Annotated in this window: 26 protein-coding genes; 19 read left to right on the top strand and 7 right to left on the bottom strand. The window is 71.2% G+C overall.

Annotation, left to right across the window (positions count from 1 at the left end; genetic code table 11):
- Nucleotides 1-61: 61 nt before the first annotated feature.
- Nucleotides 62-835 (top strand): proteasome subunit alpha, encoded by a 774-nt coding sequence (prcA, locus tag ACIF9R_RS00850; protein WP_399972412.1) that lies wholly within the window; start codon nucleotides 62-64, stop codon nucleotides 833-835.
- A 635-nt stretch (nucleotides 836-1,470) separates the two neighbouring features.
- Here prcA and ACIF9R_RS00855 read toward each other — a convergent pair.
- Nucleotides 1,471-2,487: a LacI family DNA-binding transcriptional regulator gene (locus ACIF9R_RS00855; protein ID WP_399972415.1), complete on the bottom strand. Its 1,017-nt coding sequence runs from the start codon at nucleotides 2,485-2,487 to the stop codon at nucleotides 1,471-1,473.
- A gap of 96 nt (nucleotides 2,488-2,583) precedes the next feature.
- On the opposite strand from ACIF9R_RS00855, the gene ACIF9R_RS00860 reads away from it, so the two are divergent.
- The 17 genes from ACIF9R_RS00860 to ACIF9R_RS00940 all read left to right on the top strand — a co-directional run bounded on the left by ACIF9R_RS00860 (nucleotide 2,584) and on the right by ACIF9R_RS00940 (nucleotide 20,200).
- On the top strand, nucleotides 2,584-3,843 hold the full coding sequence (locus tag ACIF9R_RS00860) for an MFS transporter (protein WP_399972418.1): 1,260 nt from the start codon (nucleotides 2,584-2,586) through the stop codon (nucleotides 3,841-3,843).
- Nucleotides 3,844-3,852: 9 nt separating this feature from the next.
- On the top strand, nucleotides 3,853-5,214 hold the full coding sequence (pafA, locus tag ACIF9R_RS00865) for a Pup--protein ligase (protein ID WP_103546365.1): 1,362 nt from the start codon (nucleotides 3,853-3,855) through the stop codon (nucleotides 5,212-5,214).
- A 140-nt stretch (nucleotides 5,215-5,354) separates the two neighbouring features.
- The gene (locus ACIF9R_RS00870) at nucleotides 5,355-6,353 is read left to right on the top strand and encodes an FKBP-type peptidyl-prolyl cis-trans isomerase (protein WP_399972421.1); all 999 of its coding nucleotides are present in this window, start codon (nucleotides 5,355-5,357) and stop codon (nucleotides 6,351-6,353) included.
- Nucleotides 6,354-6,414: 61 nt separating this feature from the next.
- Nucleotides 6,415-6,786, top strand: coding sequence for an FKBP-type peptidyl-prolyl cis-trans isomerase (locus ACIF9R_RS00875; RefSeq protein WP_030835713.1), 372 nt, complete (start codon nucleotides 6,415-6,417; stop codon nucleotides 6,784-6,786).
- A gap of 123 nt (nucleotides 6,787-6,909) precedes the next feature.
- Nucleotides 6,910-7,863, top strand: a complete 954-nt coding sequence (locus ACIF9R_RS00880; RefSeq protein WP_399972424.1) for a helix-turn-helix transcriptional regulator — start codon at nucleotides 6,910-6,912, stop codon at nucleotides 7,861-7,863.
- A gap of 18 nt (nucleotides 7,864-7,881) precedes the next feature.
- Nucleotides 7,882-8,877, top strand: coding sequence for a helix-turn-helix transcriptional regulator (locus ACIF9R_RS00885; protein WP_399972426.1), 996 nt, complete (start codon nucleotides 7,882-7,884; stop codon nucleotides 8,875-8,877).
- A gap of 148 nt (nucleotides 8,878-9,025) precedes the next feature.
- Nucleotides 9,026-9,319, top strand: coding sequence for a hypothetical protein (locus ACIF9R_RS00890; protein ID WP_399972428.1), 294 nt, complete (start codon nucleotides 9,026-9,028; stop codon nucleotides 9,317-9,319).
- 10 nt (nucleotides 9,320-9,329) lie between these two features.
- Nucleotides 9,330-9,524 (top strand): hypothetical protein, encoded by a 195-nt coding sequence (locus ACIF9R_RS00895; RefSeq protein WP_399972431.1) that lies wholly within the window; start codon nucleotides 9,330-9,332, stop codon nucleotides 9,522-9,524.
- 609 nt (nucleotides 9,525-10,133) lie between these two features.
- Complete coding sequence (tatA, locus tag ACIF9R_RS00900; RefSeq protein WP_399972434.1) at nucleotides 10,134-10,418, top strand: Sec-independent protein translocase subunit TatA; 285 nt, start codon at nucleotides 10,134-10,136, stop codon at nucleotides 10,416-10,418.
- Between the two features lie 47 nt (nucleotides 10,419-10,465).
- Nucleotides 10,466-11,407 (top strand): twin-arginine translocase subunit TatC, encoded by a 942-nt coding sequence (gene tatC, locus ACIF9R_RS00905; RefSeq protein WP_399972436.1) that lies wholly within the window; start codon nucleotides 10,466-10,468, stop codon nucleotides 11,405-11,407.
- Nucleotides 11,408-11,438: 31 nt separating this feature from the next.
- Nucleotides 11,439-12,329, top strand: a complete 891-nt coding sequence (locus tag ACIF9R_RS00910; RefSeq protein ID WP_399972439.1) for a diacylglycerol kinase — start codon at nucleotides 11,439-11,441, stop codon at nucleotides 12,327-12,329.
- Between the two features lie 39 nt (nucleotides 12,330-12,368).
- Nucleotides 12,369-15,227, top strand: coding sequence for a DEAD/DEAH box helicase (locus ACIF9R_RS00915; RefSeq protein WP_399972442.1), 2,859 nt, complete (start codon nucleotides 12,369-12,371; stop codon nucleotides 15,225-15,227).
- Nucleotides 15,228-15,611: 384 nt separating this feature from the next.
- On the top strand, nucleotides 15,612-17,222 hold the full coding sequence (locus tag ACIF9R_RS00920) for a sensor histidine kinase (protein ID WP_399972444.1): 1,611 nt from the start codon (nucleotides 15,612-15,614) through the stop codon (nucleotides 17,220-17,222).
- Nucleotides 17,219-17,626: a roadblock/LC7 domain-containing protein gene (locus ACIF9R_RS00925; RefSeq protein WP_399972447.1), complete on the top strand. Its 408-nt coding sequence runs from the start codon at nucleotides 17,219-17,221 to the stop codon at nucleotides 17,624-17,626. Before ACIF9R_RS00920 ends, ACIF9R_RS00925 begins: the two co-directional genes overlap by 4 nt.
- A complete protein-coding gene (locus tag ACIF9R_RS00930) occupies nucleotides 17,623-18,033 on the top strand; it encodes a DUF742 domain-containing protein (protein WP_399972450.1) in 411 nt (136 codons plus the stop codon). The genes ACIF9R_RS00925 and ACIF9R_RS00930 overlap by 4 nt, the downstream gene beginning before the upstream one ends.
- Nucleotides 18,014-18,634 carry a GTP-binding protein gene (locus ACIF9R_RS00935; RefSeq protein WP_399972451.1) on the top strand — a complete coding sequence of 207 codons (621 nt, stop codon included), beginning with the start codon at nucleotides 18,014-18,016 and terminating at the stop codon, nucleotides 18,632-18,634. The genes ACIF9R_RS00930 and ACIF9R_RS00935 overlap by 20 nt, the downstream gene beginning before the upstream one ends.
- Before the next feature lie 66 nt (nucleotides 18,635-18,700).
- Nucleotides 18,701-20,200, top strand: coding sequence for a cytochrome P450 (locus ACIF9R_RS00940; protein ID WP_399972453.1), 1,500 nt, complete (start codon nucleotides 18,701-18,703; stop codon nucleotides 20,198-20,200).
- Here ACIF9R_RS00940 and ACIF9R_RS00945 read toward each other — a convergent pair.
- From ACIF9R_RS00945 to ACIF9R_RS00970, 6 genes are all read right to left on the bottom strand, one after another.
- Complete coding sequence (locus ACIF9R_RS00945) at nucleotides 20,194-21,144, bottom strand: RluA family pseudouridine synthase (RefSeq protein WP_399972456.1); 951 nt, start codon at nucleotides 21,142-21,144, stop codon at nucleotides 20,194-20,196. The two genes, ACIF9R_RS00940 and ACIF9R_RS00945, sit on opposite strands and share 7 nt — an antisense overlap.
- Nucleotides 21,145-21,717: 573 nt before the next feature.
- Complete coding sequence (locus ACIF9R_RS00950; protein ID WP_399972459.1) at nucleotides 21,718-22,014, bottom strand: hypothetical protein; 297 nt, start codon at nucleotides 22,012-22,014, stop codon at nucleotides 21,718-21,720.
- A gap of 111 nt (nucleotides 22,015-22,125) precedes the next feature.
- Nucleotides 22,126-22,971: a siderophore-interacting protein gene (locus ACIF9R_RS00955; protein WP_399972461.1), complete on the bottom strand. Its 846-nt coding sequence runs from the start codon at nucleotides 22,969-22,971 to the stop codon at nucleotides 22,126-22,128.
- A gap of 95 nt (nucleotides 22,972-23,066) precedes the next feature.
- Nucleotides 23,067-23,996, bottom strand: a complete 930-nt coding sequence (locus ACIF9R_RS00960; RefSeq protein WP_399972464.1) for a 5'-3' exonuclease H3TH domain-containing protein — start codon at nucleotides 23,994-23,996, stop codon at nucleotides 23,067-23,069.
- 93 nt (nucleotides 23,997-24,089) lie between these two features.
- The gene (locus tag ACIF9R_RS00965) at nucleotides 24,090-24,332 is read right to left on the bottom strand and encodes a hypothetical protein (RefSeq protein ID WP_399972467.1); all 243 of its coding nucleotides are present in this window, start codon (nucleotides 24,330-24,332) and stop codon (nucleotides 24,090-24,092) included.
- A gap of 425 nt (nucleotides 24,333-24,757) precedes the next feature.
- Nucleotides 24,758-24,997: a recombinase family protein gene (locus ACIF9R_RS00970; RefSeq protein WP_399972470.1), complete on the bottom strand. Its 240-nt coding sequence runs from the start codon at nucleotides 24,995-24,997 to the stop codon at nucleotides 24,758-24,760.
- On the opposite strand from ACIF9R_RS00970, the gene ACIF9R_RS00975 reads away from it, so the two are divergent.
- On the top strand, nucleotides 24,996-25,247 hold the full coding sequence (locus ACIF9R_RS00975; RefSeq protein ID WP_399972473.1) for a hypothetical protein: 252 nt from the start codon (nucleotides 24,996-24,998) through the stop codon (nucleotides 25,245-25,247). The two genes, ACIF9R_RS00970 and ACIF9R_RS00975, sit on opposite strands and share 2 nt — an antisense overlap.
- The last annotated feature ends 133 nt before the right edge of the window (nucleotides 25,248-25,380 follow it).

A 25,380-nucleotide genomic window follows, 5' to 3' on the forward strand; every position in this document is an offset into this window, starting at 1 on the left:
CGGGTTTGTTCGGTTGTTTCAGGGTGGTCCAGTGACTTCGACAGAAAGGGACGGATAACCGGTGTCGACGCCGTTCTATGTCTCACCTCAGCAGGCGATGGCCGACCGGGCGGAGTACGCCCGTAAAGGCATCGCCCGTGGCCGCAGCCTTGTCGTGCTGCAGTACGCCGACGGCATCGTGTTCGTCGGCGAGAACCCGTCCCGTGCGCTGCACAAGTTCAGCGAGATCTATGACCGGATCGGGTTCGCCGCGGCCGGTAAGTACAACGAGTACGAGAACCTCCGGATCGGGGGCGTGCGGTACGCCGATCTGCGGGGCTACACCTACGACCGGGACGATGTGACCGCCCGGGGTCTGGCGAACGTGTACGCCCAGACACTGGGGACGATCTTCTCGAGTGCGGCGGAGAAGCCGTACGAGGTGGAGCTGGTGGTGGCCGAGGTCGGGGAGACCCCGGAGGGCGACCAGATCTACCGGCTGCCGCACGACGGCTCCATCGTGGACGAGCACGGCTCGGTGGCGGTGGGGGGCAACGCGGAGCAGATCAGCGGGTACCTCGATCAGCGTCACCGGGACGGGATGACGTTGGCGGAGGCGCTGGAGCTGGCGGTGCAGGCGCTGTCCCGCGACACCAGCGGCAGCGAGCGGGAGATTCCCGCGGAGCGGCTGGAGGTGGCGGTGCTGGACCGTACGCGGCCGCAGAAGCGGAAGTTCAGGCGGATCGGCGGGCGCCAGCTGGCGCGGCTGCTGGAGGCGGGTGGCGGCGCGGAGACGCCGGCGGACGCGGCGGGCGCGGAGGACGCGGAGACCGACTCCGGCGGCGACGTCGAGTAGCGCTCGGCTGCGGGGGTGGGTCGTATGCCTGCGGCGCCCCTGGCCCTCCGGTGAGGGCTGGGGCAGCGCCTTGTGCCGGTGGGTGGGTCGGTGCCGGGTCGGGGGTACCCGTCCTCGGACCGGCGCGCAGTAGGCCCCTCAAGAAGCCACTGGAGCGGACGCGCCAGTCGCTGCGGGCGGCCACCCCCGCCCCGTCCCCTCCCCGCCGCCCGCGACCATCCCCGTCCCGCCCTCCTCACCGCCCGCGACCGTCGCCGCCCTGCGCGATCCGCGGGCAGTCGGGTTGGATGGGTGCGATGGCGTCCCGCCCGGTGGTGTAGCGGATCAAGGCGCCGGAATCCGCGGGCCAGGGGCGGTGCCCGCGCGCCGTCCGGCGTTCCACGCGCCTCAACGGAACGCTTCCCGGGCTGCTGTCTCCACGGAGATCGCCACGGGCCTCGAACCGGAACGCGCCATGCGTGATCCCCTGCACCACGTCTTGGGGCACGACCATGGGTGCTGGCTCTGGGGAGGCATTCTGTTGGCGCCGGGCTGTGCAGACACCTTCCGCCCGGTACCGGGTCGTACAGCCCCGTCGGCGCCGGGGCGCTCGGTAGGTCGGTGGGGTGGGAGGTCGGGTCGTGTCCGGAGGCCCGTCAGGAGGCCGGCACCGGGGCCGTTGAGGCGCGTACCACCAGGTCGACCGGGATGTCCCCGGCGGATGGGGCGCGGCCCTCCAGTACCGCCAGCAGCGCCCCCATGCCCCTCTCCCCGAACAACTCCGCGTCCAGCCGGACGGTCGTCAGTTCGGGATCGATCGCCGTCGCCAGTGCCAGATCGTCAAGACCGGTGACGGACAGGTCCTCGGGGACCCGCAGTCCCAGCCGCCGCGCGGCCTTGTACACGCCCGCCGCCAGCTGATCGTCGTCGCAGATCACCGCCGTCGGCCGGTCCGGCGAGCCGGACAGCGCCGCTTCCGCCGCCGTCTCCGCGCCCTTGATGGAGATCGGCGCCCGCGCCGTGCGCAGGGACACGTCCGGAACCTCCCGCAGCCGCGCCGTCAGCTCCCGCGCGCGCACCTCGAAGGTCCAGGACGCCACGTCCGCCGCCAGGTGGAGGAAGCGACGGTGGCCCAGGCCGAGCAGGTGCTCCGTGACCTGGCGGACACCGTCGGCGATGTCGAGGTTGACCGTGGCCGCGCCCACACTGGCTTCGGGATCACTGTCCAGCATCACCAGCGGCAGCTGGTCGCCGCGGATCGCGGTCAGTGCCTCCGCGGCCATGGAGGAGGCGATCACCCCGTCCAGGGCGGCCTGGGCGGACGCGAAGGGGTCGCGGGCGGGGCCGATGCCCTCGGGGGAGGGGTAGAGGACCACGCCGAATCCGTGCTGGGCGGCCACCCGGGCCGCCCCGGTGTAGACGCCGGCGAAGAACTCCGTGGTGAGGGCGGGGACGACCAGGAGCACCGTGCGGGTGCGGCCCAGCCGCAGGTTGCGGGCGGCCAGATTCGGCCGGTAACCCAGGGTGCGCGCGGCCTCGCGGACGCGCTCCGCCGTGGCCTGGGAGACCCGGCCGCGCCACTTCTCGCCGAGGACGAGGGAGACCGCCGCCTGGGAGACGCCTGCGGCCTGGGCGACATCCCGGCTCGTGGGGCGGGTGCCGGCTCTGGGCATCGTCGGGCCGCTCCTTCGTCTGGACTGGTGAACAGCGGACATGGTACGTATGGAGACCGTAGTTATACGTAACACTTTCCAGTGGAGGGCGCCGGAATGGCCACGGGATACCTGGAGATCCTCCGGGCACGGCACGCCACCCGGCTGCTCGTCGGCACGCTCGTGGGACGGCTGCCCAACGCGACTGCCGCGATCGCGATCGTGTTGTTCGTGCGAGCGGAGGGTGGCACGTACAGCCTGGCCGGCGCCCTCGCGGCGGTGTACGGCGTCGCCAACGCCGTCGGACAGCCCGTGCTCGGCCGCCTGGTGGATCTGCGGGGACAGCCGCGGGTGCAGTTGCCGGCCGCCGTGCTGTCGGCGCTGGCGATGGCCGTGTTCGCCTTCGTGGGCACCGGGTCGCCCGTGGTGGCCTACGGGGCGGTGGCCGCCGCGGGCCTCTTCACCCCGCCCCTGGAAGGAGGGCTGCGGGCGCTGTGGGCGTCCGTGCTGCCCAAGGAGGGCCAGGTCCACCGGGCCTACGCGATGGACGCCGTGGCCCAGGAAGTGATGTTCACCGTCGGACCGCTGCTGGTGACGGTGTGCGCCTCGCTGTGGTCCGCGCAGGCCGCGCTGCTCGTGCTGAACGTTATCGGGGTACTGGGCGCCCTCTCCGTCGTCGTCTCGCCGCCCTCGCGCGCATGGCGGTCGGCGCCGCGCGAGGCGCACTGGCTGGGCGCGTTGCGCTCCTCGGGGCTGCTCGCGCTGCTGGGTGCCTTCCTGGCCGTGGGGATGGCGCTGGGCTCCATCACCGTGGCGGCGATGTCGTACGCGGACGAGCACGGCGGCGACCGGGTGTACGGCTGGCTGATGGCGGGGATCGGGCTGGGGGCCCTGATCGGCGGTATGGCGTACGGGGCGAGGCAGTGGGCCGGTGAGCCCGCGCGGCGGCTTCAGGTGCTGGTGGCCCTTCTGGCGGTGTGCTACCTGCCCCTGATGCTGATGCCGGGCGTGGTGGCCATGACGTTGCTCACCGTGGTCGCGGGTCTCTTCCTGGCGCCGGCGATCGCCTGTGCGTTCGTGCTCGTGGACCGTCACGCGCCGCGCGGGACGGTCACGGAGGCGTTCTCCTGGCTGGTGACGACCTTCACCGTGGGCGCGTCGGTCGGGACGGGACTCACCGGTCCGGTGGTGGAGGCCGGCGGGGCGCTGTGGGGGTTCGCCGTACCGGGCGTCGCGGGAGGCGTGTCGCTGCTGGTTTTGATCGCCACCGGACGGGTAATGGCAGCTCCCGCGGGACGAGCGGTGGTTGCGGCCCGATGGGAAAATGATCCGAACCGTGCCCTCGAACCTCGTTTGGGTTCAGGGGATCGGGCGTAATGTTCCCTCATGGACCGCCGCATTTTCGGGCTGGAGAACGAGTACGGCGTCACGTGCACGTTCAGGGGACAGCGCCGCCTGTCGCCTGACGAGGTGGCGCGGTACCTCTTCCGCCGTGTCGTGTCATGGGGCCGAAGCAGCAATGTCTTTCTGCGGAACGGCGCCCGCCTCTATCTCGACGTGGGGTCACATCCGGAATACGCAACGCCGGAATGTGACAACGTGACCGAGCTGGTCACCCACGACAAGGCCGGCGAGCGCATTCTCGAAGGACTCCTGGTGGACGCCGAACGACGCCTGCACGAGGAGGGAATCGCGGGCGACGTCTACCTCTTCAAGAACAACACCGACTCGGCCGGTAACTCCTACGGGTGCCACGAGAACTATCTCGTCGCCCGGCACGGGGAGTTCTCCCGGCTGGCGGACATCCTCATCCCCTTCCTGGTCACCCGCCAGCTGCTGTGCGGCGCCGGCAAGGTGCTGCAGACGCCGCGCGGGGCCGTGTACTGCGTCAGCCAGCGGGCCGAGCACATCTGGGAGGGCGTCTCCTCCGCGACGACCCGCTCCCGGCCGATCATCAACACGCGCGACGAGCCCCACGCGGACGCCGAGCGCTACCGCCGCCTGCACGTCATCGTGGGCGACTCGAACATGTCCGAGACGACCATGCTGCTCAAGGTCGGCGCCACCGACCTGGTGCTGCGCATGATCGAGGCGGGCACCGTCATGCGCGACCTCACCCTGGAGAACCCGATCCGGGCGATCCGCGAGGTCAGCCACGACATCACCGGGCGCCGGAAGGTCCGCCTGGCCAGCGGCCGGGAGGCCTCCGCGCTGGAGGTGCAGCGCGAGTACTACGAGAAGGCGGTGGACTTCGTCGAGCGCCGGGGCATCCGCACCGGCACCGTCGAGCAGGTGCTCGAGCTCTGGGGCCGCACGCTGGACTCGATCGAGTCCGAGGACCTCGACCGCATCGGCACCGAGATCGACTGGGTCATGAAGTACAAGCTTCTCGAGCGGTACCGGGCCAAGCACAACATGACCATGTCGCACCCCCGGGTCGCTCAGATAGACCTCGCCTACCACGACATCCACCGTCGGCGGGGCCTGTACTACCTGCTGGAGAAGAGGGGACAAGCCGCCCGGATCTGCAACGATTTGAAGATCTTCGAGGGCAAGTCCGTACCACCGCAGACCACTCGGGCCCGGCTGCGGGGCGACTTCATCCGGCGGGCCCAGGAGCAGCGGCGCGACTTCACCGTCGACTGGGTGCACCTCAAGCTCAACGACCAGGCCCAGCGCACGGTGTTGTGCAAGGACCCGTTCCGTTCGGTCGACGAGCGGGTGGAGAAGCTGATCGCCGGAATGTGAGAGAAGCGTTCCTCCGGGGGATCCCGAAATACCCGGAACGTCACACGGGCGCCGTACTGTTACACCGTGCGGCGCCCTTCTCACGCCGTAGAGTTGCGCGGACGCCACCCACCAAGATCGATGATTACGAGGCCCCCACCGTGCGCCGACGCTCACTTCTCATTGCCGTTCCCGCTGGACTGGCCACCCTCGCCGCGTGCGGCGACGACAAGTCCGACTCGGGCAGTGTCGACGACAGCGCGTCGCCCTCGGCGCCCGGGACGTCCGCCGCGCCGCCGAAGATCGTCGACGGCCCGCTGCCGGCGATCACGGCGGGCACGAAGTTCGGTGAGAAGCCGACGGTCGCCAAGGGCACCGGCGAACCCTCCAAGGACCTCGCGGTCAAGACCGTCATCGCGGGCGGCGGCAAGACGGTCGCCGAGAACGACTTCGTCGTGGCCAACTACCTGGGCCAGGTGTGGAGCACCGCAAAGGTGTTCGACAACTCCTACGACCGGGGGACCCCGCTGGCCATCCAGCTCGCCCAGGGCACCATCATCGACGGCTGGCGGTACGCGCTCACGGGCAAGAAGACCGGCAGCCGCGTCCAGATGGCCGTCCCGCCCACCTGGGGATACGGCGAGCAGGGCAACGAGCAGGCGGGTATCAAGGGCACCGACACACTGGTGTTCGTGGTCGACCTGCAGGACACGTTCAACGCCAAGAGCTCCGCCAAGGGCAGCGAAGTGGCCCAGGACAACAAGGACCTGCCCAAGGTCGGCACCAACACCGACGGCAAGGCGCCCTCCATCGACGTGCCCGACACCGCCCCTCCGAAGGAGCTCGTCGCCGCCTATGTCCTCGAGGGCGACGGCGAGGAACTCGGCGCAGACAACAGCGTCCTCGTGCAGTACAAGGGCGTGCTGTGGGACGGCGGCAAGGAGTTCGACTCGACCTACGGACGGGGGCAGCTGACGTCTTTCTCGCTCCAGCAGGTCGTCAAGGGCTGGGCGCAGGGGCTCACCGGCAAGAAGGTCGGCAGCCGGGTCCTCATCGTCATCCCGCCGGACCTGGGCTACGGGGACAACCCGCCGCAGGGCAGCGACATCAAGAAGGACTCCACGCTGGTCTTCTCGGTCGACATCCTTGCGAAGCTGTGACGCCGTGGGGATGTAAGACTGTGCGTGTTCGCCTTTCCGCAGACAAGCAGGAGCGTTAGACGTGAGCATCGACAAGCCCGAGATCGACTTCCCGGGCGGCGAGCCCCCGGCGGACCTCGAGATCAAGGACATCTGGGAGGGCGACGGCGAGGTGGCGCAGGCGGGCCAGACCGTCACCGTTCACTACGTCGGCGTGGCTTTCAGCACGGGCGAGGAGTTCGACGCCAGCTGGAACCGCGGCACCCCGTTCCGTTTCCCGCTGGGCGGCGGCCGGGTCATCAAGGGCTGGGACCAGGGCGTGCAGGGGATGAAGGTCGGCGGCCGCCGTCAGCTGACCATCCCCGCCCACCTCGCCTACGGCAACCAGAGCCCCACCCCGGCGATCAAGCCCGGTGAGACCCTGATCTTCGTGGTCGACCTGCTCGGCGTCTGATCCGACCGGAGTCGATCGCCTGGGGCCCATGCCTGTCCGGGCATGGGCCCTCCGCTTTTGCCCCGCCACCGCGGGGCGGTACGGTCATCGGTCGTAAGCACCATAGGGAGGCGAAGCGCGTCGATGGCCATTGCCAAGGCCGAGCGGCTGATGAATCTGGCGCTGTGTCTGCTCGGGACCCGGCGGCCGCTCAGCAAGCGCGAGCTGCGCGAGTCCATCGAGGCCTATCTCGAAGCGGGCTCGGACGACTCCTTCAACCGCATGTTCGAGCGCGACAAGGACGACCTGCGCGAACTCGGACTGGTCATCGAGACCGTCGAGAACCTCGACGGAGAGACGGGCTATCTCGCCCGCCGGGACAGCAACCGGCTGCCGCCCATCACCCTCGACGCCGAGGAAGCCGCCGCCCTCGGGCTCGCCGCCAAGGTGTGGCAACAGGCCCGGCTCGCCGGAGCGGCCAGCGGCGCCCTGCAGAAACTGCGTGCCGCGGGCCTCCCCGAGGACGTCGACCCGTACGGCGCCCATGGCGCGCTCGAACCGCGCATCCCCGTGCACGAGGCCGCTTTCGAGCCGCTGATGCTGGCCTGCCGCGACCGCCGTCCCGTCGTCTTCGACTACCGCAAGGCCAACGCCGCCCAGCCCGGGGCCCGGCATGTCGAACCGTGGGCGCTGGAGTGCTGGCGCGGCCACTGGTACCTGGCCGGCTGGGACCGCGACCGGGGCGCCGAGCGGGTCTTCCGGCTCTCCCGGATCACCGGCAAGGTGCGCTCGCGCAGCGGCCGGTTCACCGTCCCGGTGCCGGACGTCGTCACCGTACGGGAGACCGTGGCGAGCTGGGCCGGGGAGAGCGCCGACCGCTCGGCGCGCATCCGGCTGCGCTCCGGCGCCGGTTACCCCCTTCGGGCGAAGGCCACCACCGTTCGGGAACTCGGCGACGGATGGGACGAGTTGGAGATTCCGTACGGACACGGCCTGGATGCCTGGCTGGTGGAGTTCGGGCCCGACGTGGTGGTCCTGGAGCCCGCCGAGCTGCGGGCCGACGTGGTGGACCGGCTGCGCGCCGTGGCCAAGGGCTGAGGGGGAGCGGACAAGAACGTGGCAGGCAAACCGGTCAGGCCCGTGAACGCCATCGACCAGACCCGCCGGATGCTGTCGCTGGTGACGTATCTGCGCGAGCGTCCCGGCGCCCGGATCGAGGACGTCGCACGCGCCTTCGGCATCACGGAGGACGAGCTGGTCAGCGACCTCGATGTGCTGCCGATGTGCGGCACCAGCTTCCGCGGCGGCGATCTGCTGGACATCGACACCGACGGCGAGCGCATCTGGTGGCACAACCCGGCCGCCCTCGGCGCGGACGCGGCCGAGCCGCTGCGGCTGGCCGCCGACGAGGCCACCGCTCTGCTCGTCGCCGCCCGCGCGGTGGCCACCCTGCCCGGATTGCGGGAGAGCGACCGGCAGGCGCTGCTGCGCGCCACGGCCAAGGTCGAGACCTCGGCCGGTGAGGCGGCCGGGGCCAGCTCCCGTCTGTCGGTGACCTTCGAGTCCGAGGGAGGGGTCTTCGCGGACGTCGACCGGGCCATCGCCGAGCGCCGCAGACTGTGGATCCGCTACTACTCGCCCGCGCGCGACGAGGTCACCGAGCGGGAGATCGACCCCATCCGCCTGGTCAGCGTGGGCCACACCTATGTCGAGGCCTGGTGCCGCCGCTCCGAGGCGCGCCGCACCTTCCGGCTGGACCGGGTCGCCGAGATCAGGATCCTCGACGAGCCGTCCGCGCCGCCCGAGGTCGAGCTGCGGGACCTGTCGGAAGGGCTGGTGCAGCCCGCGGCCGAGGATCCGGAGGTGGTGGTCGAGGTCGCGCCGGGCGGACGCTGGGTCGCCGAGTACTACCCCCACGACAGCGCGGATGAGCTTCCCGACGGCGGGCTGCGTGTCACTCTGCGCACGCCCGACCCGGCCTCGCTGAGGCGGCTGGCGCTGCGGCTCGGCCGGGACGGGCGCATCGTCGAGCCGGCCGAGCTCGCCGACAGTGCCCGGCAGGCGGCCCGCGAGGCACTGGCGGCGTACGACGGGGTCGAGGCGGCCGGATGACCGGGCAGCGGGCCGCGGCCGACGCGGACTCGGCGTTCGGCGCGGGGCGGACGCCGGGCGGGGGTTCCGCCGTCGGCGTGGGGCGGGCGGCCGGTGTGGGGCCGGCGGCCGGTGGGGCACGGCAGGACGACAGGCAGGAGCGAGGGCTTTGAGCGAGTCGGCGACCCCTGGGGCGCGGGGCATGACGGCGGCGTCCGCGTTCGCCGGGATGAGGAGCGTGGCCCCGGTGATGTTCCGGGCGGGCTGTCCGGACTGCCGGGAGCGCTTCGAGCTTGCCGCGAGTGCGCTGCGGCTGGCCATCGGGGCGAGCAACCGTACGACCTTCTACTCCTTCACCTGTCCGCGGTGCGGGGCGGCCGTGCGCAAGCCGGCGGGGGAGCGGATCGTGGAGTTGCTGACCGGAGGCGGGGTCCGGACGCTGCGGCTGCACTCGACCGTCTAGGCTCGCCCCCATGTTCTGGCCGATGTTCGCGGTTGTCGTGGGATTCCTGGGTGTCCTGGTGCTCGGCGTGCTTGCCGTCCGGGTCTTCGTCGAGGCGGAGCGGCTGGGGAGGCAGGTCGCGGACTCGGCGCGGAGGATCGGTCGGGCGGCGGAGGATCTGGAGCGGGCGGCGGGTGGGGTGGCGCGGTCCGCGGAGGCGCTGTGAGCTGGTGCGGGCCTTGGTGCCGGGTGGCCGGCGGGCGGGTGCGTGGGCTGCGTTGAGGTGGGTGAGCCGGTGTGGGTGCTGGGCGGGGGGTGTTTGCGCAGCCCGGCGCTTGCGGGGTGCCGTCGCGCCCACCCTCCCCCACTCTCGGCTTCTCCCCCACTCTCGACTTCGCTCGAGCGGGGGGACCCCCATGAGCGGGGGGACCCCCATCGCCCTGGGGGTACCTCCCAGGCCCTTAAGGCACTGGGGGAGGCACGACTGCCCGCGGAGGGCGGGGGCGGGGAGGCGGAGGCGCGGCTGTCTGCGGAGGGCGGAGGGCGGCGCGGCTGTCAGTGGAGGGCGGGGGCGGCGCGGCTGTCAGTGGAAGCGGTGGGGTGGTCCGGGGAGGGTGGGGCCCGGGTGTTGTGGCCTGTCGAGTTGTGGGGTATGGCAGGTACGCTGCTGAGCGCGGACCGGAGAACGAGGCCCGGACCGCGGACGGGAAGTACGCACGGGGATTGCCTCGCGTTCACCCCTGAGCGTTACGATCGCTGTCAACACGACCGTTCGGACGCGTGTCCGGCCGGTCGGCCAGCACCCCCCGCAGCCTCGGTGAGAAGGTAAAGACTTATGTTCGGTGGCAAGATCGGCGCTCCCGAGATCATTCTCATCCTCGTCGTCGTCATTCTGTTGTTCGGCGCGAAGAAGCTGCCGGACATGGCGCGGTCGCTCGGCAAGTCGGCCCGCATCCTCAAGAGCGAGGCCAAGGCCATGAAGGAGGACAAGTCCTCCGCTCCCGCCGACCCGCCGGCCCCCGGTGAGGAGACCCCGGCGCAGCGCACCATCCAGGCCGCCCCTGGCGACGTGACCAGCTCCCGCCCGGTGGCGGAGCCGACGGACACGACCAAGCGCTGACGCAGGGCCGGTGACCACCGGCCCGCCGCACGAGATGGGAACGTGGGTTGCTGAAGTCTGCCCGCAAACAGGAGAGGGATCCCGAGGGCCGGATGCCCCTCGCGGAGCACCTTCGTGAGCTCCGCAACCGGCTTGCGAAGGCGCTGCTGGCCATCGTCCTGGTGACGGTCGTCGCGGCCTTCTTCTACAACGACATCATCAACTTCTTCACCGACCCGGTGCTCAAGTCGGTCGGATGCGGTCAGTCCTTCGAGGAACTGTCCCGCTCGCGGGACGAGTCGCAGCCGTGCGCGATGATCACCATCAACGGCCTGCTCACGCCGTTCACGCTGGCACTGAAGGTCTCCCTGATGGCCGGCATCGTGTTCGCCGCGCCGGTCTGGCTGTACCAGCTGTGGGCCTTCGTCGCCCCCGGTCTGCACCGGCACGAGAAGAAGTACGCCTACGCGTTCGTCGCCACCGGCTTCCCGCTGTTCCTCGGCGGCGCCTACTTCGCGTACCGGGTGCTGCCGACCACGGCCAAGGTGCTCATCGACTTCACGCCCGGCAATGTCGACAACCTGCTGCCGCTGGACGACCTGCTCGACCTCGTCACGCGCATGGTGGTCGTCTTCGGGCTCTCCTTCGAGCTGCCGCTGCTGCTGATCATGCTCAACTTCACCGGGGCGCTGACCGGCCAGCGGATGCTCGGCTGGTGGCGGGGCATGATCATGGGCATCACGCTGTTCGCGGCCATCGCCACGCCGAGCACCGACCCGCTGACGATGATCGCGCTCGCCGGACCGATCTGGATCCTGTACTTCGCAGCGGTCCTGGTGGCCCTGCTCAACGACCGACGCAAGCGCCGCATCGAGGCCATGGGCCCCGCCGACGACGAGGCGTCCGAGCTGGATCTGACCCCCGAGGCCATCGACCCCGTGGAACCCGTGGCCGCCCTGCCCGAGCAGTCGACCAGGGACCGGGTCAACGGTTATGACGACGTGACCTGAGGACCCCCTCGCAGCTCATAGGGTCACTTCCGTGACCAGCGAGATCACCCTCTTCGTCAACCCCACCGCGGGCCGCGGCCGGGGCGCCCGCGCGGCGCTGCCGGCCGCTTCCGCGTTGCGGGACGCCGGCTTCTCGGTGCGGACCGTCCTCGGCGACAACCCCCAGGACGCCCTGGTCCGGGCGCGCGCCGCCCTCGACGAGGGCACCGGCGCCCTGATCGCCGTGGGGGGCGACGGCATGGCGAACCTCGCCCTGCAGGCCGTCGTCGGTACCGGCACCCCGTTCGGCCTGGTCGCCGCGGGTACCGGCAACGACTTCGCCCGAGCGCTCGGCATGCCGGTGCGGGACCCCGCCGCGGCCGGCCGGATGATCGCCGACGCCCTCAAGTGCGGCCGGGTCCGCGACATCGATCTCGGCCGGATCGGCGACCGGTGGTTCGGCGCCGTGCTCGCCTCCGGCTTCGACTCCCGGGTCAACGACCGCGGCAACCGGATGCGGCTGCCGCTCGGGCGCCTGAAGTACGACGTCGCGATGGTCGCCGAACTGGCCGCCTTCCGGCCGCTGCCCTACCGGATCACCCTCGACGGCGGTGAGGTCCGCGAGGTCGGGGCGACCCTGGTGGCCGTCGGGAACGGGCCGTCGTACGGCGGCGGCATGCGGATATGCCCCGGAGCGGATCTCACCGACGGGCTGTTCGACATCACGGTGGTGGGCGAGTGCAGCCGTGCCACGCTGCTGCGGGTGTTCCCGAGCGTGTACCGGGGCACGCACGTCGACCATCCCGCGATCACCGTGCTGCGCGCCCAGAGCGTCGAGCTGGCCGCCGAGGAGGTCACCGGCTACGCGGACGGGGAACCGGTGGGGCCGCTGCCGCTCACCGCGCGGTGCGTGCCGGGCGCCCTGCGGGTCGTCGGCCCTTGATCCGGTAGGCCTCACCGCCCGCGGAGACGGTTCCCGATAATGATCGTCCTGTTGTCGGTGCGGCCCGGTACGCTCGAAAGCACGATGACAGAGGATCTCTCACCGGCCGAGCGGTACGCGGCAGCACGAAGGCGCGCTGCCGAGCAGGCCACGGCGCTCGCGTCCTTCCGCGAGATGTACGACTTCGGCCTCGACCCCTTCCAGATCGAGGCCTGCCAGGCGCTCGAATCGGGGAAGGGTGTGCTGGTCGCCGCGCCCACCGGCTCAGGCAAGACGATCGTGGGCGAGTTCGCCGTCCACCTCGCCCTCGGGCAGGGCAAGAAGTGCTTCTACACGACCCCCATCAAGGCCCTGTCGAACCAGAAGTACACCGATCTGTGCCGCCGCTACGGCACGGACAAGGTGGGCCTGCTGACCGGCGACAACAGCGTCAACTCCGACGCCCCGGTGGTCGTGATGACCACCGAGGTGCTGCGGAACATGCTGTACGCCGGGTCCCGGACCCTCCTCGGCCTCGGCTACGTGGTGATGGACGAGGTGCACTACCTCTCCGACCGGTTCCGCGGCGCCGTGTGGGAGGAAGTGATCATCCACCTCCAGGAGTCGGTGACCCTGGTCTCCCTGTCGGCGACGGTGTCGAACGCGGAGGAGTTCGGCGACTGGCTGGACACCGTCCGCGGCGACACCCAGGTGATCGTCTCCGAGCACCGGCCCGTGCCCCTGTTCCAGCACGTGCTCGCCGGCCGCCGGATCTACGACCTGTTCGAGGAGGGCGAGGGCCGCAAGAAGGCCGTCAACCCCGACCTCACGCGGATGGCCCGCCTGGAGGCGAGCCGCCCGCCGTGGGGCGACCGCCGCCGCGGGCGGGGCAATACACGCGAGGCCGACCGGGAGCGTGAGCGCAGACAGCGTTCGCGCGTGTGGACGCCCAGCCGGCCCGAGGTCATCGAGCGGCTGGACGCCGAGGGCCTGCTGCCGGCCATCACCTTCATCTTCAGCCGCGCCGCCTGCGAGGCCGCCGTCCAGCAGTGCCTGTACGCGGGGCTGAGGCTCAACGACGAGGACGCGCGGGCGAGGGTCCGCTCCCTGGTCGAGGAGCGCACCTCCTCCATTCCGGCCGAGGACCTGCACGTCCTGGGCTACTACGAGTGGCTCGAAGGCCTGGAGCGCGGCATCGCGGCCCATCACGCGGGCATGCTGCCGACGTTCAAGGAGGTCGTGGAGGAGCTGTTCGTGCGCGGTCTGGTGAAGGCCGTGTTCGCCACCGAGACGCTCGCCCTCGGCATCAACATGCCCGCCCGCTCGGTGGTGCTGGAGAAGCTCGTCAAGTGGAACGGCGAGCAGCACGCCGACATCACCCCCGGCGAGTACACCCAGTTGACCGGCCGGGCCGGCCGGCGCGGCATCGACGTCGAGGGCCATGCGGTGGTGCTGTGGCAGCGCGGCATGAACCCCGAGCACCTCGCGGGACTGGCGGGTACGCGCACGTATCCGCTGCGGTCGAGCTTCAAGCCGTCGTACAACATGGCGGTCAACCTGGTCGAGCAGTTCGGCCGGCACCGCTCGCGGGAGCTGCTGGAGACGTCCTTCGCGCAGTTCCAGGCGGACAAGTCGGTCGTCGGCATTTCGCGCCAGGTGCAGCGCAACGAGGAGGGACTGGAGGGCTACAAGGCCTCCATGACCTGCCACCTCGGCGACTTCGAGGAGTACGCGCGGCTGCGCCGCGAGCTGAAGGACCGGGAGACCGAGCTGGCCCGGCAGGGCGCCTCGCAGCGCCGCGCGGAGGCCGCCGTGGCGCTGGAGAAGCTCAAGCCGGGTGACGTCATCCACGTTCCCGCCGGCAAGTACGCGGGTCTTGCGCTGGTGCTCGACCCGGGGCTGCCCGCGGGGCGTGCGGGCGGGCACCGGGGTGTGGAGTACCACGACGGTCCGCGTCCGCTGGTGCTGACCGCCGAGCGGCAGGTCAAGCGACTGGCGTCGGTCGACTTCCCGGTGCCGGTGGAGGCGCTGGAGCGGATGAGGATCCCGAAGTCCTTCAACGCGCGTTCACCGCAGTCCCGTCGGGACCTCGCCTCCGCGCTGCGCACCAAGGCCGGGCACATCGCTCCCGAACGGCACCGCAAGAAGCGTGCCCAGGCGGCGGACGACCGGGAGATCGCGCGGCTGCGCAAGGCGCTGAGGGCGCACCCGTGTCACGGCTGCCAGGACCGTGAGGACCACGCCCGCTGGGCCGAGCGCCACCACCGGCTGATGCGCGACACCTCGCAGCTGGAGCGCCGTATCGAGGGCCGGACGAACACCATCGCCCGCACCTTCGACCGGATCGTCGCGCTGCTGACCGAGATGGACTATCTGCGCGGCGACGAGGTCACCGAGCACGGCAAGCGGCTGGCCCGGCTGTACGGCGAACTCGACCTGCTGGCCAGTGAATGTCTGCGCGAGGGCGTCTGGGAAGGGCTCGCCCCCGCGGAACTCGCCGCCTGTGTGTCGGCGTTGGTGTACGAGGCCCGGGTCGCCGACGACGCGATGGCGCCCAAACTGCCCTCGGGCAGGGCCAAGGCGGCTCTCGGTGAGATGGTCCGCATTTGGGGCCGGCTGGATGCCCTGGAGGAGGACTTCAGGATCAGTCAGACCGAGGGCGTGGGCCAGCGCGAGCCCGACCTGGGCTTCGCCTGGGCCGCCTATATGTGGGCCTCGGGCACGGGTCTCGACGAGGTGCTGCGCGAGGCGGAGATGCCGGCCGGCGACTTCGTGCGCTGGTGCAAGCAGGTCATCGACGTACTCGGCCAGATCTCGGCCGCGGCTCCGGCCGTGGAGGGCTCGACGGTCGCCAGGAACGCCCGCAAGGCGGTCGAGGGGCTGCTGCGCGGAGTGGTCGCCTACTCCTCCGTGGGCTGACCCGGGCCGGAGCCGGTACCGCCCCGAGCCCGGTGCGCCCGTGCGCGCCGGGCTCGTGCTTTCCCCGCGCCCCCGTGGGCCGCGTGACCGGCCAGTCCGACGGGCAGGATCAGGTGACCCGGGTGCCTTCCTCACCCGTGACGGTGAGTGGTTTTCGTACGCCCGCACGCAGTGACGGAGCGTGTTCGAATGACGTCGTATCGTGCAAATTCCCTGAGCGTACTCCTGCCTCAGAGGTCATTTCCGGCACTTGCTGAATATGACATGGCGATGATCCTGCCGGACTAAGCTCGCCCGCAGCGCACCGAGTTGAGATGAATTCGCGCGCTTGTTCCCCTATGTGCACGTTCCCCGGTCATCAGTCGATTCGCTCAGAGGGCTCACATGGCGAGTGTCCAACTTCTTTATGCACGTGTGCTGTTGCTGCCGGCCATAGTGATGGCCGCGGCGACCGGAGCCGCCGTCGCCCTGGTGACGGAGCCCGCCCGGACCGCCGTCGGGGTGTGTGGCACCGTCGCGACCCTGCTGGTGACCGCCGCCGCGGCCGAGGCGGCGCGCCGTGGCCGGCGACTGCGGGAGACCCGGGCCGAGTACGACCGTCACCGTGTGTATCTGGAGGCGCGTATCGCCGCTCACGACACGGAGACAGAGCACTTCATCCGGCAGGTCGTCCCCGCCTCCCTCGACCACCTGCACAGTGGCAACGACCCCGACGAGGTGATGCGCGCCCTGCCCCGGCTCAACCCGGCCTGGCGCGACCTGCCGAAGTACCAGACCGAGCTGCTCAGGACGACGCTGAAGATCATCGACGACGAGGAGAACCTGCGCGACTCCTCCCAGCGCTCCTTCGTCAGCATCGCCCGCCGCGTCCAGGCGATCGTCCACCAGCAGGCCAAGGAACTCCGCGAGATGGAGGAGGACCACGGCCGCAACCCCGAGGTCTTCGACGACCTGCTGCGCATCGACCACGGCACCGCGCTGATCGGCCGCCTCGCCGACTCCATCTCCGTCCTCGGCGGCGGCCGTCCGGGACGCCAGTGGCCCCAGCCCGTCGCGCTCTACAGCGTGCTGCGCGGCGCCATGTCCCGCATCCTCGAGTACCGCCGCATCGACCTGAAGTCGATCGCCAAGATCAACATCAAGGGGATCTACGTCGAGCCGGTCATCCACGCCGCCGCCGAACTCCTCGACAACGCGACCCGCTACTCGCCGCCGACCTCCAAGGTGAGCGTCACCGCCACGGAGGTGCAGACCGGCGTCGCCATCGAGATCGAGGACGCCGGGGTCAGCCTCGACGAACAGGCCCGGGCCCGCATCGAGGGCATCCTCGAGCAGGCCCAGCGGGGCGTCGACCTCCAGGAGATCGGGGGCAACCCGCGCCTCGGCCTCGCCGTCGTCGGACGGCTGTGCACCGCGTTCGACATGAAGGTCTCCCTGCGCGCCTCCGCCTACGGAGGCGTCCGCGCCGTACTCGTCGTGCCGAGCGAGATGATCACCGACCAGCCCGGTGTGGGTCTCGCCCACGGCATCGGAGCGACCGCCGTCCCCCGCCCGGTCGACGCCCTCCCCGGCCCGGAGCGCGCCCCCAAGCGGCGCCGGCCCACCAGCCCGCGCATCCCCGACACGGTTCCGATGGAGGACGACGCCCCCGAGGTCACCGAGTGGACCGCGGGCGGTCTGCCACAGCGCCGCAGCCGGGTGAAGACCCCGCTGGCCCAGCGGTACGCCGAGCAGGCGGCCGTCGAGCGGGCCGAGCGGGAGGCCAGGGAGCGGGGCGAGGAATACCACGACATCTGGGCCACGCCCGAGCCCGAGAAGAAGAAGCAGAACGACCGCGAGCCCGGGCTGTGGGTCGACGCCTTCTGGGAGGGCCTGAAGAAGGACCTCGACCCGGGCGTCCACCCCACCGACTTCACCCGGAACCCGACCGCCTACCTGCATCTCATCAACGAACCGGCCCGCACCGAGGCCGATGACGAGGGGGACCTCAAGTGATCCAGCAACGAGCCAACTTCGACTGGATGCTCAAGGAGCTCGCCGACGGCGTACCCGGCGTCGAGATGATCGTGGTGCTCTCCGCCGACGGTCTGCGCATTGCCCGCTACGGCGGTGAGCCGGACGCCGCCGACCGGGTTGCCGCGGCCTGCGCGGGCGTGCAGAGCCTCGCCGGGGCCGTCGCCCAGGAACTCCCGCACGGCGACGGCGAGATGAAGATGGTGCTCATCGAGATCAACGAGGGCTACTTCTACCTCATGGCGGCGGGTGCCAACGCCTATCTCGCGGTGCTCTCCGACATGACCTGCGAACCCGGCCGTATGGGCGGCATGATGCGTGATCTCGTCGTCCGCATCGGCGCCCATCTGACCAGTCCGCCGCGACGGAACGGGCAGAGCGTATGACTCCTCCGAAACGCCGGCGGCGCTCCCCCCAGGACGGGCCCACTCCGCAGCCGGCCGCACCGGCCAGGAAGCAGGGCACGGGCGGCAACCCCGAGCGGCTGTACGTGGTCGCCGGTCCGGACGGCGAACGGGCGGACATCGACCTGGTGACGCTGATCGTGGCCCGCTCCCCGGACCCCCCGCCCTCCGCCACCCCCGAGCAGGCGGCGCTGCTCCGGCTCTGCGCCGCCCCCCTGTCCGTGGCCGAACTGTCGGCCTATCTCAGCCTGCCGTTCAGCGTGGTGACCGTGCTGCTCACGGAGATGCTGGCGGCGGAACTGGTCCAGGCGCGCTCCTCGATCGTCCGCAAGGCGCTCCCCGACCGTTCCCTTCTCGAAGCGGTGATGCATGGACTTCAAAGGCTCTGAGACCATCCCGGGACCCCGGGCCGAGGATCAGTTGCCGCATACGGCCGAGGCCGCGGTGAAGATCGTCGTCGTGGGCGGATTCGGGGTCGGCAAGACGACCATGGTCGGATCGGTCAGCGAGATCAGACCGCTGACCACCGAGGAGACCATGACGCAGGCCGGCGTCGGGGTCGACGACAACTTCGGCTCCCCGTCCAAGACGGCCACCACCGTCGCCATGGACTTCGGCCGCATCAAGATCACGGACCAGCTGGTGCTGTACCTCTTCGGCACGCCGGGCCAGGAGCGCTTCTGGTTCCTGTGGAACGGGCTGTTCGAGGGGGCGCTCGGCGCGGTCGTCCTGGTCGACACCCGTCGCCTCGAAGTCAGCTTCGACGTGATGGGACGTCTCGAGGAGCGCGGTGTGCCGTTCGTCGTGGCCGTCAACTCCTTCCCGGACGGACCGCGTTACCCCATCGCGGAGCTGCGGTCCGCCCTTGACCTGTCCGAGCGGATCCCCATCGTGGAGTGCGATGTGCGACGCCGCGCCTCCAGCCGGGACGTCCTGATGACCCTGATGCGGTTCCTGCACTCGCTCGCCATGACGGGCTCGCGCATCTGATCGCCGGGATCGACCCCGCCCCCCTTCCCTCCCCAGACCCCTCTTCCCCTTTTCGGAGCGACCACTGTGACGCCTGAACCCCACTCCCTGACGGGAGACTCCCCGGCCGGACCGCCCCCCGGCTGCCCCGCGCACGGCCGGGGCCCCGGCGGGCTCGCCCGGCTGCACGAGTCGGAGGACCTGCGGAAGCTGTACGAGGAACTGCGGGCCGAGCACGGTCCGGTGGCGCCCGTGCTGCTCCACGACGACGTGCCGATGTGGGTGGTCCTCGGCCATGCCGAGAGCCAGCAGCTGGTGCGCACCCCCGCGCAGTACTGCAAGGACAGCCGTATCTGGTCGCCGCTCACCGAGGGCCTGATCAAGCCCGACCACCCGCTGATGCCGCACATCGCCTGGCAGCCGATGTGCGCACACGCCGAGGGCGACGAGCACCAGCGGCTGCGCGGCACCATCGACGCCGCCGTGGCGGCCACCGACTTCCGCAGCCTGCGCCGGCACGTCAACCGCAGCGTCCAGCGGGTCGTCAACCGGTTCTGCGAGGCGGGCGAGGCCGACCTCGTCGGCCAGTACGCCGAGCATCTGCCGATGGCCGTGATGTGCCACGTCCTCGGCATGCCCGACGAGTACAACGACCGGATCGTCGAGGCCGCCCGCGACATGCTCCGGGGCACCGAGACCGCCATCGCCAGCAACGCGTACATCATGGGGGCCCTGGAGCGGCTCACGGCCCGCAGCCGTGCCGAGCCGCTGGGAGACTTCGCGGGCCATCTCGTCACCCACCCGGCCGGGCTGACCGACGAGGAGGTCAGCCAGCACCTCCGCGTGGTGCTGATCGCCGCCTACGAGGCCACCGCCAACCTTCTCGCCAACGTCCTGCGCCAGGTGCTGATCGACCCGCGCTTCCGCTCGCAGCTCAACGGCGGTCAGATGACCGTGCCGCAGGCGGTGGAGCAACTGCTCTGGGACGAACCGCCGTTCAGCACCATCTTCGCCTACTACGCCAAGCAGGAGACGGAGCTGGGCGGCCAGCGCATCCGCAGGGGCGACGGACTGCTGTTCGCGCCCGCCCCGGCCAACGTCGATCCCCGGGTCCGCCCCGATCCGACCGCCGACATGATGGGCAACCGCTCGCACCTCGCCTTCGGCGGCGGCCCGCACGAGTGCCCCGGCCAGGACATCGGCCGCACCATCGCCGAAGTGGGTGTCGACGCGCTGCTCATGCGGCTGCCGGACGTCGAACTGAGCATCGACGAGAAGGAGTTGCGCTTCACCGAGTCCATCGCCTCACGGCATCTCGTGGAACTGCCCGTGCACTTCACGCCCCGGCCGCAGCAGGACGTGAAGCAGCGGCCGAGCCATGAGAACGGCGCGCCCGTGCGGCAGGACTGGCACATCGACGGCGGCGCGGCCCAGCCGAAGACCGGGCCGGCGTCCGAACCGGCGCCGTCCGCCCCGCACGTCGAGCCGCCCACGCCGGTGCCCACGCCCCCGCCGGGGCCGGTGGCGGAACCCACCCCGCCGCGGAACGCGTGGCAGCGCCTGCTGCGCTGGTGGCGCGGCTACTGACCGGCAGCCCACTCCTCGTACGAGGTCCAGGCCGTGAGCACCCGTCCGCTGGTGAACCGGTGCTCCACCCCTGTCACCGGGTCGGTGAACTCCAGTTTCCGCGCCAGCAGTTGCAGCGGACGCCGGAAGTCACCGGCCGGGACGGGGCCGGTCACCACGGGGTACAGGGGATCACCGAGGATCGGCACGCCGAGCGCGCTCATATGAACCCGCAGCTGGTGGGTCTGCCCGGTGCCGGGCACCAGCCGGTACCGGGCCAGGCCGTCCGGGCGGTGGCCGGTGAGCTCCACCCGGGTCACGGCGTTGGGCTCGCCCTCGATCTCCTCGGCGGTCAGCACCCCGCGTTCCTTCACGATCCTGCTGCGTACGGTCCGGGGCAGCTCCAGCGCCGGGTCGTGCGGGGCGACGGCCTCGTACTCCTTGTGCACCCGACGGTCGCGGAAGAGCGTCTGGTAGGCGCCGCGCTCCCCGGGCCGCACCGTGAACAGCGTCAGACCCGCGGTGAGCCGGTCGAGGCGGTGTGCGGCACCCAGCTCCGGGATGCCCAGCTCACGACGGAGGCGGGCGAGCGCGGTCTGGGTGACATGGCCGCCGCGCGGGGTCGTGGCCAGGAAGTGGGGCTTGTCGACGACGACGATGTGCTCGTCCCGGTGGACGATCTCCAACGGGAACGGTACCGGCACCTCGTCGGGCAGCTCCCGGTGGAACCACAGGAACATACCGGGCGCGTACGGCGTCCTTGCCGGTACGGCCCGCCCGTCCGCCCCGACGATCAGCCCCGCGTCGAACATCCCGTCGATCACTCCGGCGCCGGCCGCCAGCCGTCGCACCAGATGATCCCGCACCGTGGCGCACTGCTCCCCGGCCGGCAGCCTCAGCCGCACGGGGTCCACACCGTCGCGCTGCGGCAGGGGGGAGGGCGGCACCGCCCGTCTGCGTCTCACACCGAGCAAGCGTACGGGGGCCGGCGGGCAGGGCCGTGCTGCCCGCTCACGCCGGCCGACGCCCCTTCCGGGACGCGTTCCCGGACGGCGGGTCCGCACCGGGAGTGCCCTGCACAGGCCCCGCCCGGCCCGGTAGGCGGACGGCGCCCGCCGGGTCCGAGGTTTCCCGCCCGTCCGGGGGTGCGTAGAGAGCGTGCGGGGCAGGGTGTCGAGCCGTATCGGGCCGGGGGCGGCTTTCCCGAGTGCCGCCCGCATCGGCGGGGGTTGCCGGTGACCGGGCCCGAGGTTTCCCGCCCGTCCAGAGGTGCGTAGAGAGCGTGCGGGGCAGGGTGTCGAGCCGTATCGGGCCGGGGGCGGCTTTCCCGAGTGCCGCCCGCACCGGCGGGGGTGCCGTCGGCCCCGCCCGTTCGAGCGATGCCGAGCGACCCCGGCGGGACACGCGGCACCGGCCCGAGGCCCGACGCGATCCGTTGCCGGGCTGCCCGCGGCAGGCGTCGCCGCCCCACCGTCCCCGGGGCGTCCGCGTACCGCTGTGGCCGGGTGAGAGGGGGGACGGCGTCATCGGCCGGGAGGTCACCTGCTGGGCGTGCCCGGCTCGGGCGGCTCGTCGCTGCGTACCGCGTGGGTCAGATCGGCCTCGATCTCGTGCAGCGGTCTGCCCTCGGCGCGCGCGTAGTCGGTCACCGCGACGCGGACGTCACGGGCGAGGTCGCGCCAGGCCCGCCAGGCCGTCTCCCACGTCGCCCGCTGCTGGGCGCTCCAGTGGGCGCGGGTGCGCGGATCGTAGGTGTCCCGGAGTTGCCGTAACCGGCCGTGTGCCTCGTCCGCCGCGATCTGCTTGGCCACGAGTTCGTCGAAGGTGTGTGCCACGCGCTCGGATCATGGGGCAGTGGCCCGTCGCCGGAGGCTCGCCACGCCGCCCGGCCCGGCGCGATGCGCGGCGGTTCACCCGGACGGCGCCCCGACGCCGTCCGGGGCAGGTCAGGCCGCGGTCCCCGCGCTTTCCTGCTCCGCCTCGACACGGGCGTTCCAGTCCCGCTTCGAGGCCTGCCAGCCGTCCTCGTCGTGGCCGAGCCGCCAGTACCCGGAGATCGACAGGTCCTCGCGGGCGATGCCCCGCTCCACCCGCAGCAGGGCCCGCAACTCCTTCACGAAGTGCGCCTCACCATGGACGAAGGCATGCACCCTGCCCTCGGGGAAGCCGAGGCCGCGCACGGCCTCCACCAGCGCCTCACCGACGCGGCGGCCGCCGCGGTGGAGCCAGCGCACCTCCACGTCGGAGTCGATCTTCTGCTCCTCCTCGGGACCGGAGATCTCCACGAAGGCGAACGCCTTCGCACCCCGGGGCAGTTCTTCCAGCGCGCGGGCGATCGCGGGCAGCGCGCTCTCGTCCCCGGCGAGCAGGTGCCAGTCGGCGGCCGGGTCCGGGGCGTAGGCGCCGCCGGGGCCGATGAACCGTACGATCTCGCCCGGACGGACCTTCGCCGCCCAGGGACCGGCCAGACCCTGGTCCCCGTGGACGACGAAGTCCAGCGTCAGTTCGCGGTGCTCGGCGTCCCACTGGCGCACGGTGTACGTACGGGTCACCGGCCACTGGTCGCGCGGAAACTCCTCGCGGATGCGCTGGAGGTCGAAGGGCTCGGGGTAGGTGACCCCCGCGGCCGGGAACAGCAGTTTGACGTAGTGATCGGTGCAGGTGCCCACGGGGAGCCCGGCTAGGCCCTCGCCGCCGAGCACCACGCGCTGCATGTGCGGGGTCAGCCGCTCGGTGCGGACGACCTCGGCGGTGTGCGGCGCGCGCGACGCGCGTCCCGGTCGCTCTGCCATGAGGTGCCTCCCAGCTTTCACAGTTAGGGTAGCCTAAGTTAGCACCTCGGCCCCGGCCATCGGCCGAGCCATCGGCCCGGCCCCGCGGGAACGGCTCACGACGACAGCGTCGCCAGCAGCCGCTGCAGCGAGCCGCCCAGACCCCAGCGGGCGGCCAGGGTCTCCGTCCCGGCCGGGTCGCGCGGCGTCCGCGGCAGCGCCGTGTCCACGTCCGGCAGCGGGACGTCGTCCGCGACCCGGACCACCTTGGGAGCGACCGCGAGATACGGCCGTGCCAGATCCAGGCGCCGGCGCTGCGTCGGCGTGAGCTTGGACCGCGGGTCGTCCACGGCCACCAGGATGCCGGCCAGGTCGCTGAACTCGGCCAGCAGTTTGGCCGCCGTCTTCTCCCCGACGCCCGGCACGCCCGGCAGCCCGTCGCTCGGATCACCGCGCAGCAGCGCCAGGTCCGCGTACCCCTTGCCGTCCACCCCATACTTCTCGCGCAGCGTGGCCTCCTCGGTGACCTGGAGCGTGCCCACGCCCTTCAGTGGATACAGCACCCGCACCCCGCGCGCATCGTCCACCAGCTGGTAGAGGTCACGGTCACCGGTGACGATGTCGACCGGTCCGTCCGCCCGGGCGGTGAACGTGCCGATCACGTCGTCCGCCTCGTACCCGGCGACCCCCACGCGCGCGATGCCCAGCGCGTCGAGCACGCTCTCGATCACCGGCACCTGCGGCGACAGCGTGTCGGGCACCTCCTCCTCGTCCGGCCCCGCCGCGCGCTCCTCGGCGACCCGGTGCGCCTTGTAGGAGGGGATGAGCTCCACCCGCCACCGCGGGCGCCAGTCGGCGTCCATGCAGGCCACCAGGCGGTCCGGACGGTGGTCCTTCACCAGCCGGTCGATGAAGTCGAGCAGCCCGCGCACCGCGTTCACCGGCGTGCCGTCCGGGGCGCGGACGGACTCGGGGACGCCGAAGTAGGCGCGGAAGTAGAGGGACGGGGTGTCTAGCAAAAGACACTTTCCAGATCTGGTGGTCATGCGGTCAGGATCGCACTGCTGCCCGCTGGACGGCCGAAAAACGGCGAACGCCCCCAGGCGTGTCCCGGGGGCGTTACTCGTGCCGTCCTGTGGTCAGCAGGCGCGGTTGATGACGTGGTGGTCATCCCAAGTGGTCGCGCGTCCGCGAAGGAGGACGGTCACTATCGCGCCGTCCGCCGCTATGACGACGTACAGCGAGCCCTTCACGTACCCCTTGCGCCCTTGATGAGGCTTGGTTCCATCCGGGCATCCGATCGCTTCGCCGACCTCCTCCGGCGACACGTCGCGCTTCGCCATCTGCGCGAGGACATGCTTCGTGAAACGGTAGTTCGTCACGTTCCCGCCCCCGCGTCCTTCGCAGCGGCGACGGCGCGGCACCCCGAGCACCAGTCGGCCGAGCGACGGCGAGCCGTCCAGGCGTCCCGGTGCGTCGAGTGGAACTCGTGCTCGTCATGCGTGACACACTGCTTGTATGCACTTCTTTGGGCTCCACTGTGCGGCCCGGAAGTGGCCCCACGGCGTAAGAAGTTGATCTGGCTCCACCCGGCGAAACGATCTCCCGTGGGGGCGTATCTGGCCGCCGTCAGTCACTGGGGGCGTGATGTGGGTGGCCGGACGGGTGGAGTTGGTGCTGTACGGTTCGGCCCTCCGGGCCTATCTGATCCCGTCGTCCAAATATTTGCCCGTTGCGGGCGCCCCAGGACCAGGCGGCCCGCACGTCATCGACGACGCCCGCAGAGCGCAGCGCGACACAGGCCGGGTCACCTGTGGTCGCGGCGGCTTCGATCCCCCGCCAGCAGCGGTCCTGCCACCACATGATCGTCTCGACTCTTGGTCGCGGACACGTCCACGTCTTCTACGATCTCGGCGAGGGCCCATCCTCTGGCCTGGCAGGTGGTGCGGATGAGCTCCCGCTGCCGTTCGATGGACGTGCTCTCATCGGTGGCCCTCGAGATCCGGGCGTACCCGATGACCCGTCTCGGACCCTGCGGTTTCCTCATGCGGGTGATGGTAAGGCACGGCGAAGCGGTGTCGAGGCGCATCAGTCGTCCGGTCAAGTCCCGCGTCATGCCGCACGGCGCCGACACCGCCCCGCAGGAGGCGCCCCGGTGCGCATGGTGGAACGAGAAGGAGCCCATCGCGGTCACGCTCCGGTCGCCGCACTGGACGTACAGCGAGTGCGAATGGATCAAGTTCGAGGACTCGCAGCGTGGTAGGCGGTCCCGTGGCTCGCGCTGGGCCGCGGCCTGAGGTGCGCGACGCCCTCTGTGGCCGGGGCCGCGGGGCTTCTCGCGTGCCGGGAGCACAGTAGGAATTCGGACAACCGCGGAGAGTGACGCTCTCCCCGAACCTTCCCGGTCCTTCCTCGTGACCTTCGGCCCGG

This window comes from Streptomyces sp. NPDC086080, from assembly GCF_044540255.1.
Taxonomy (GTDB): domain Bacteria; phylum Actinomycetota; class Actinomycetes; order Streptomycetales; family Streptomycetaceae; genus Streptomyces.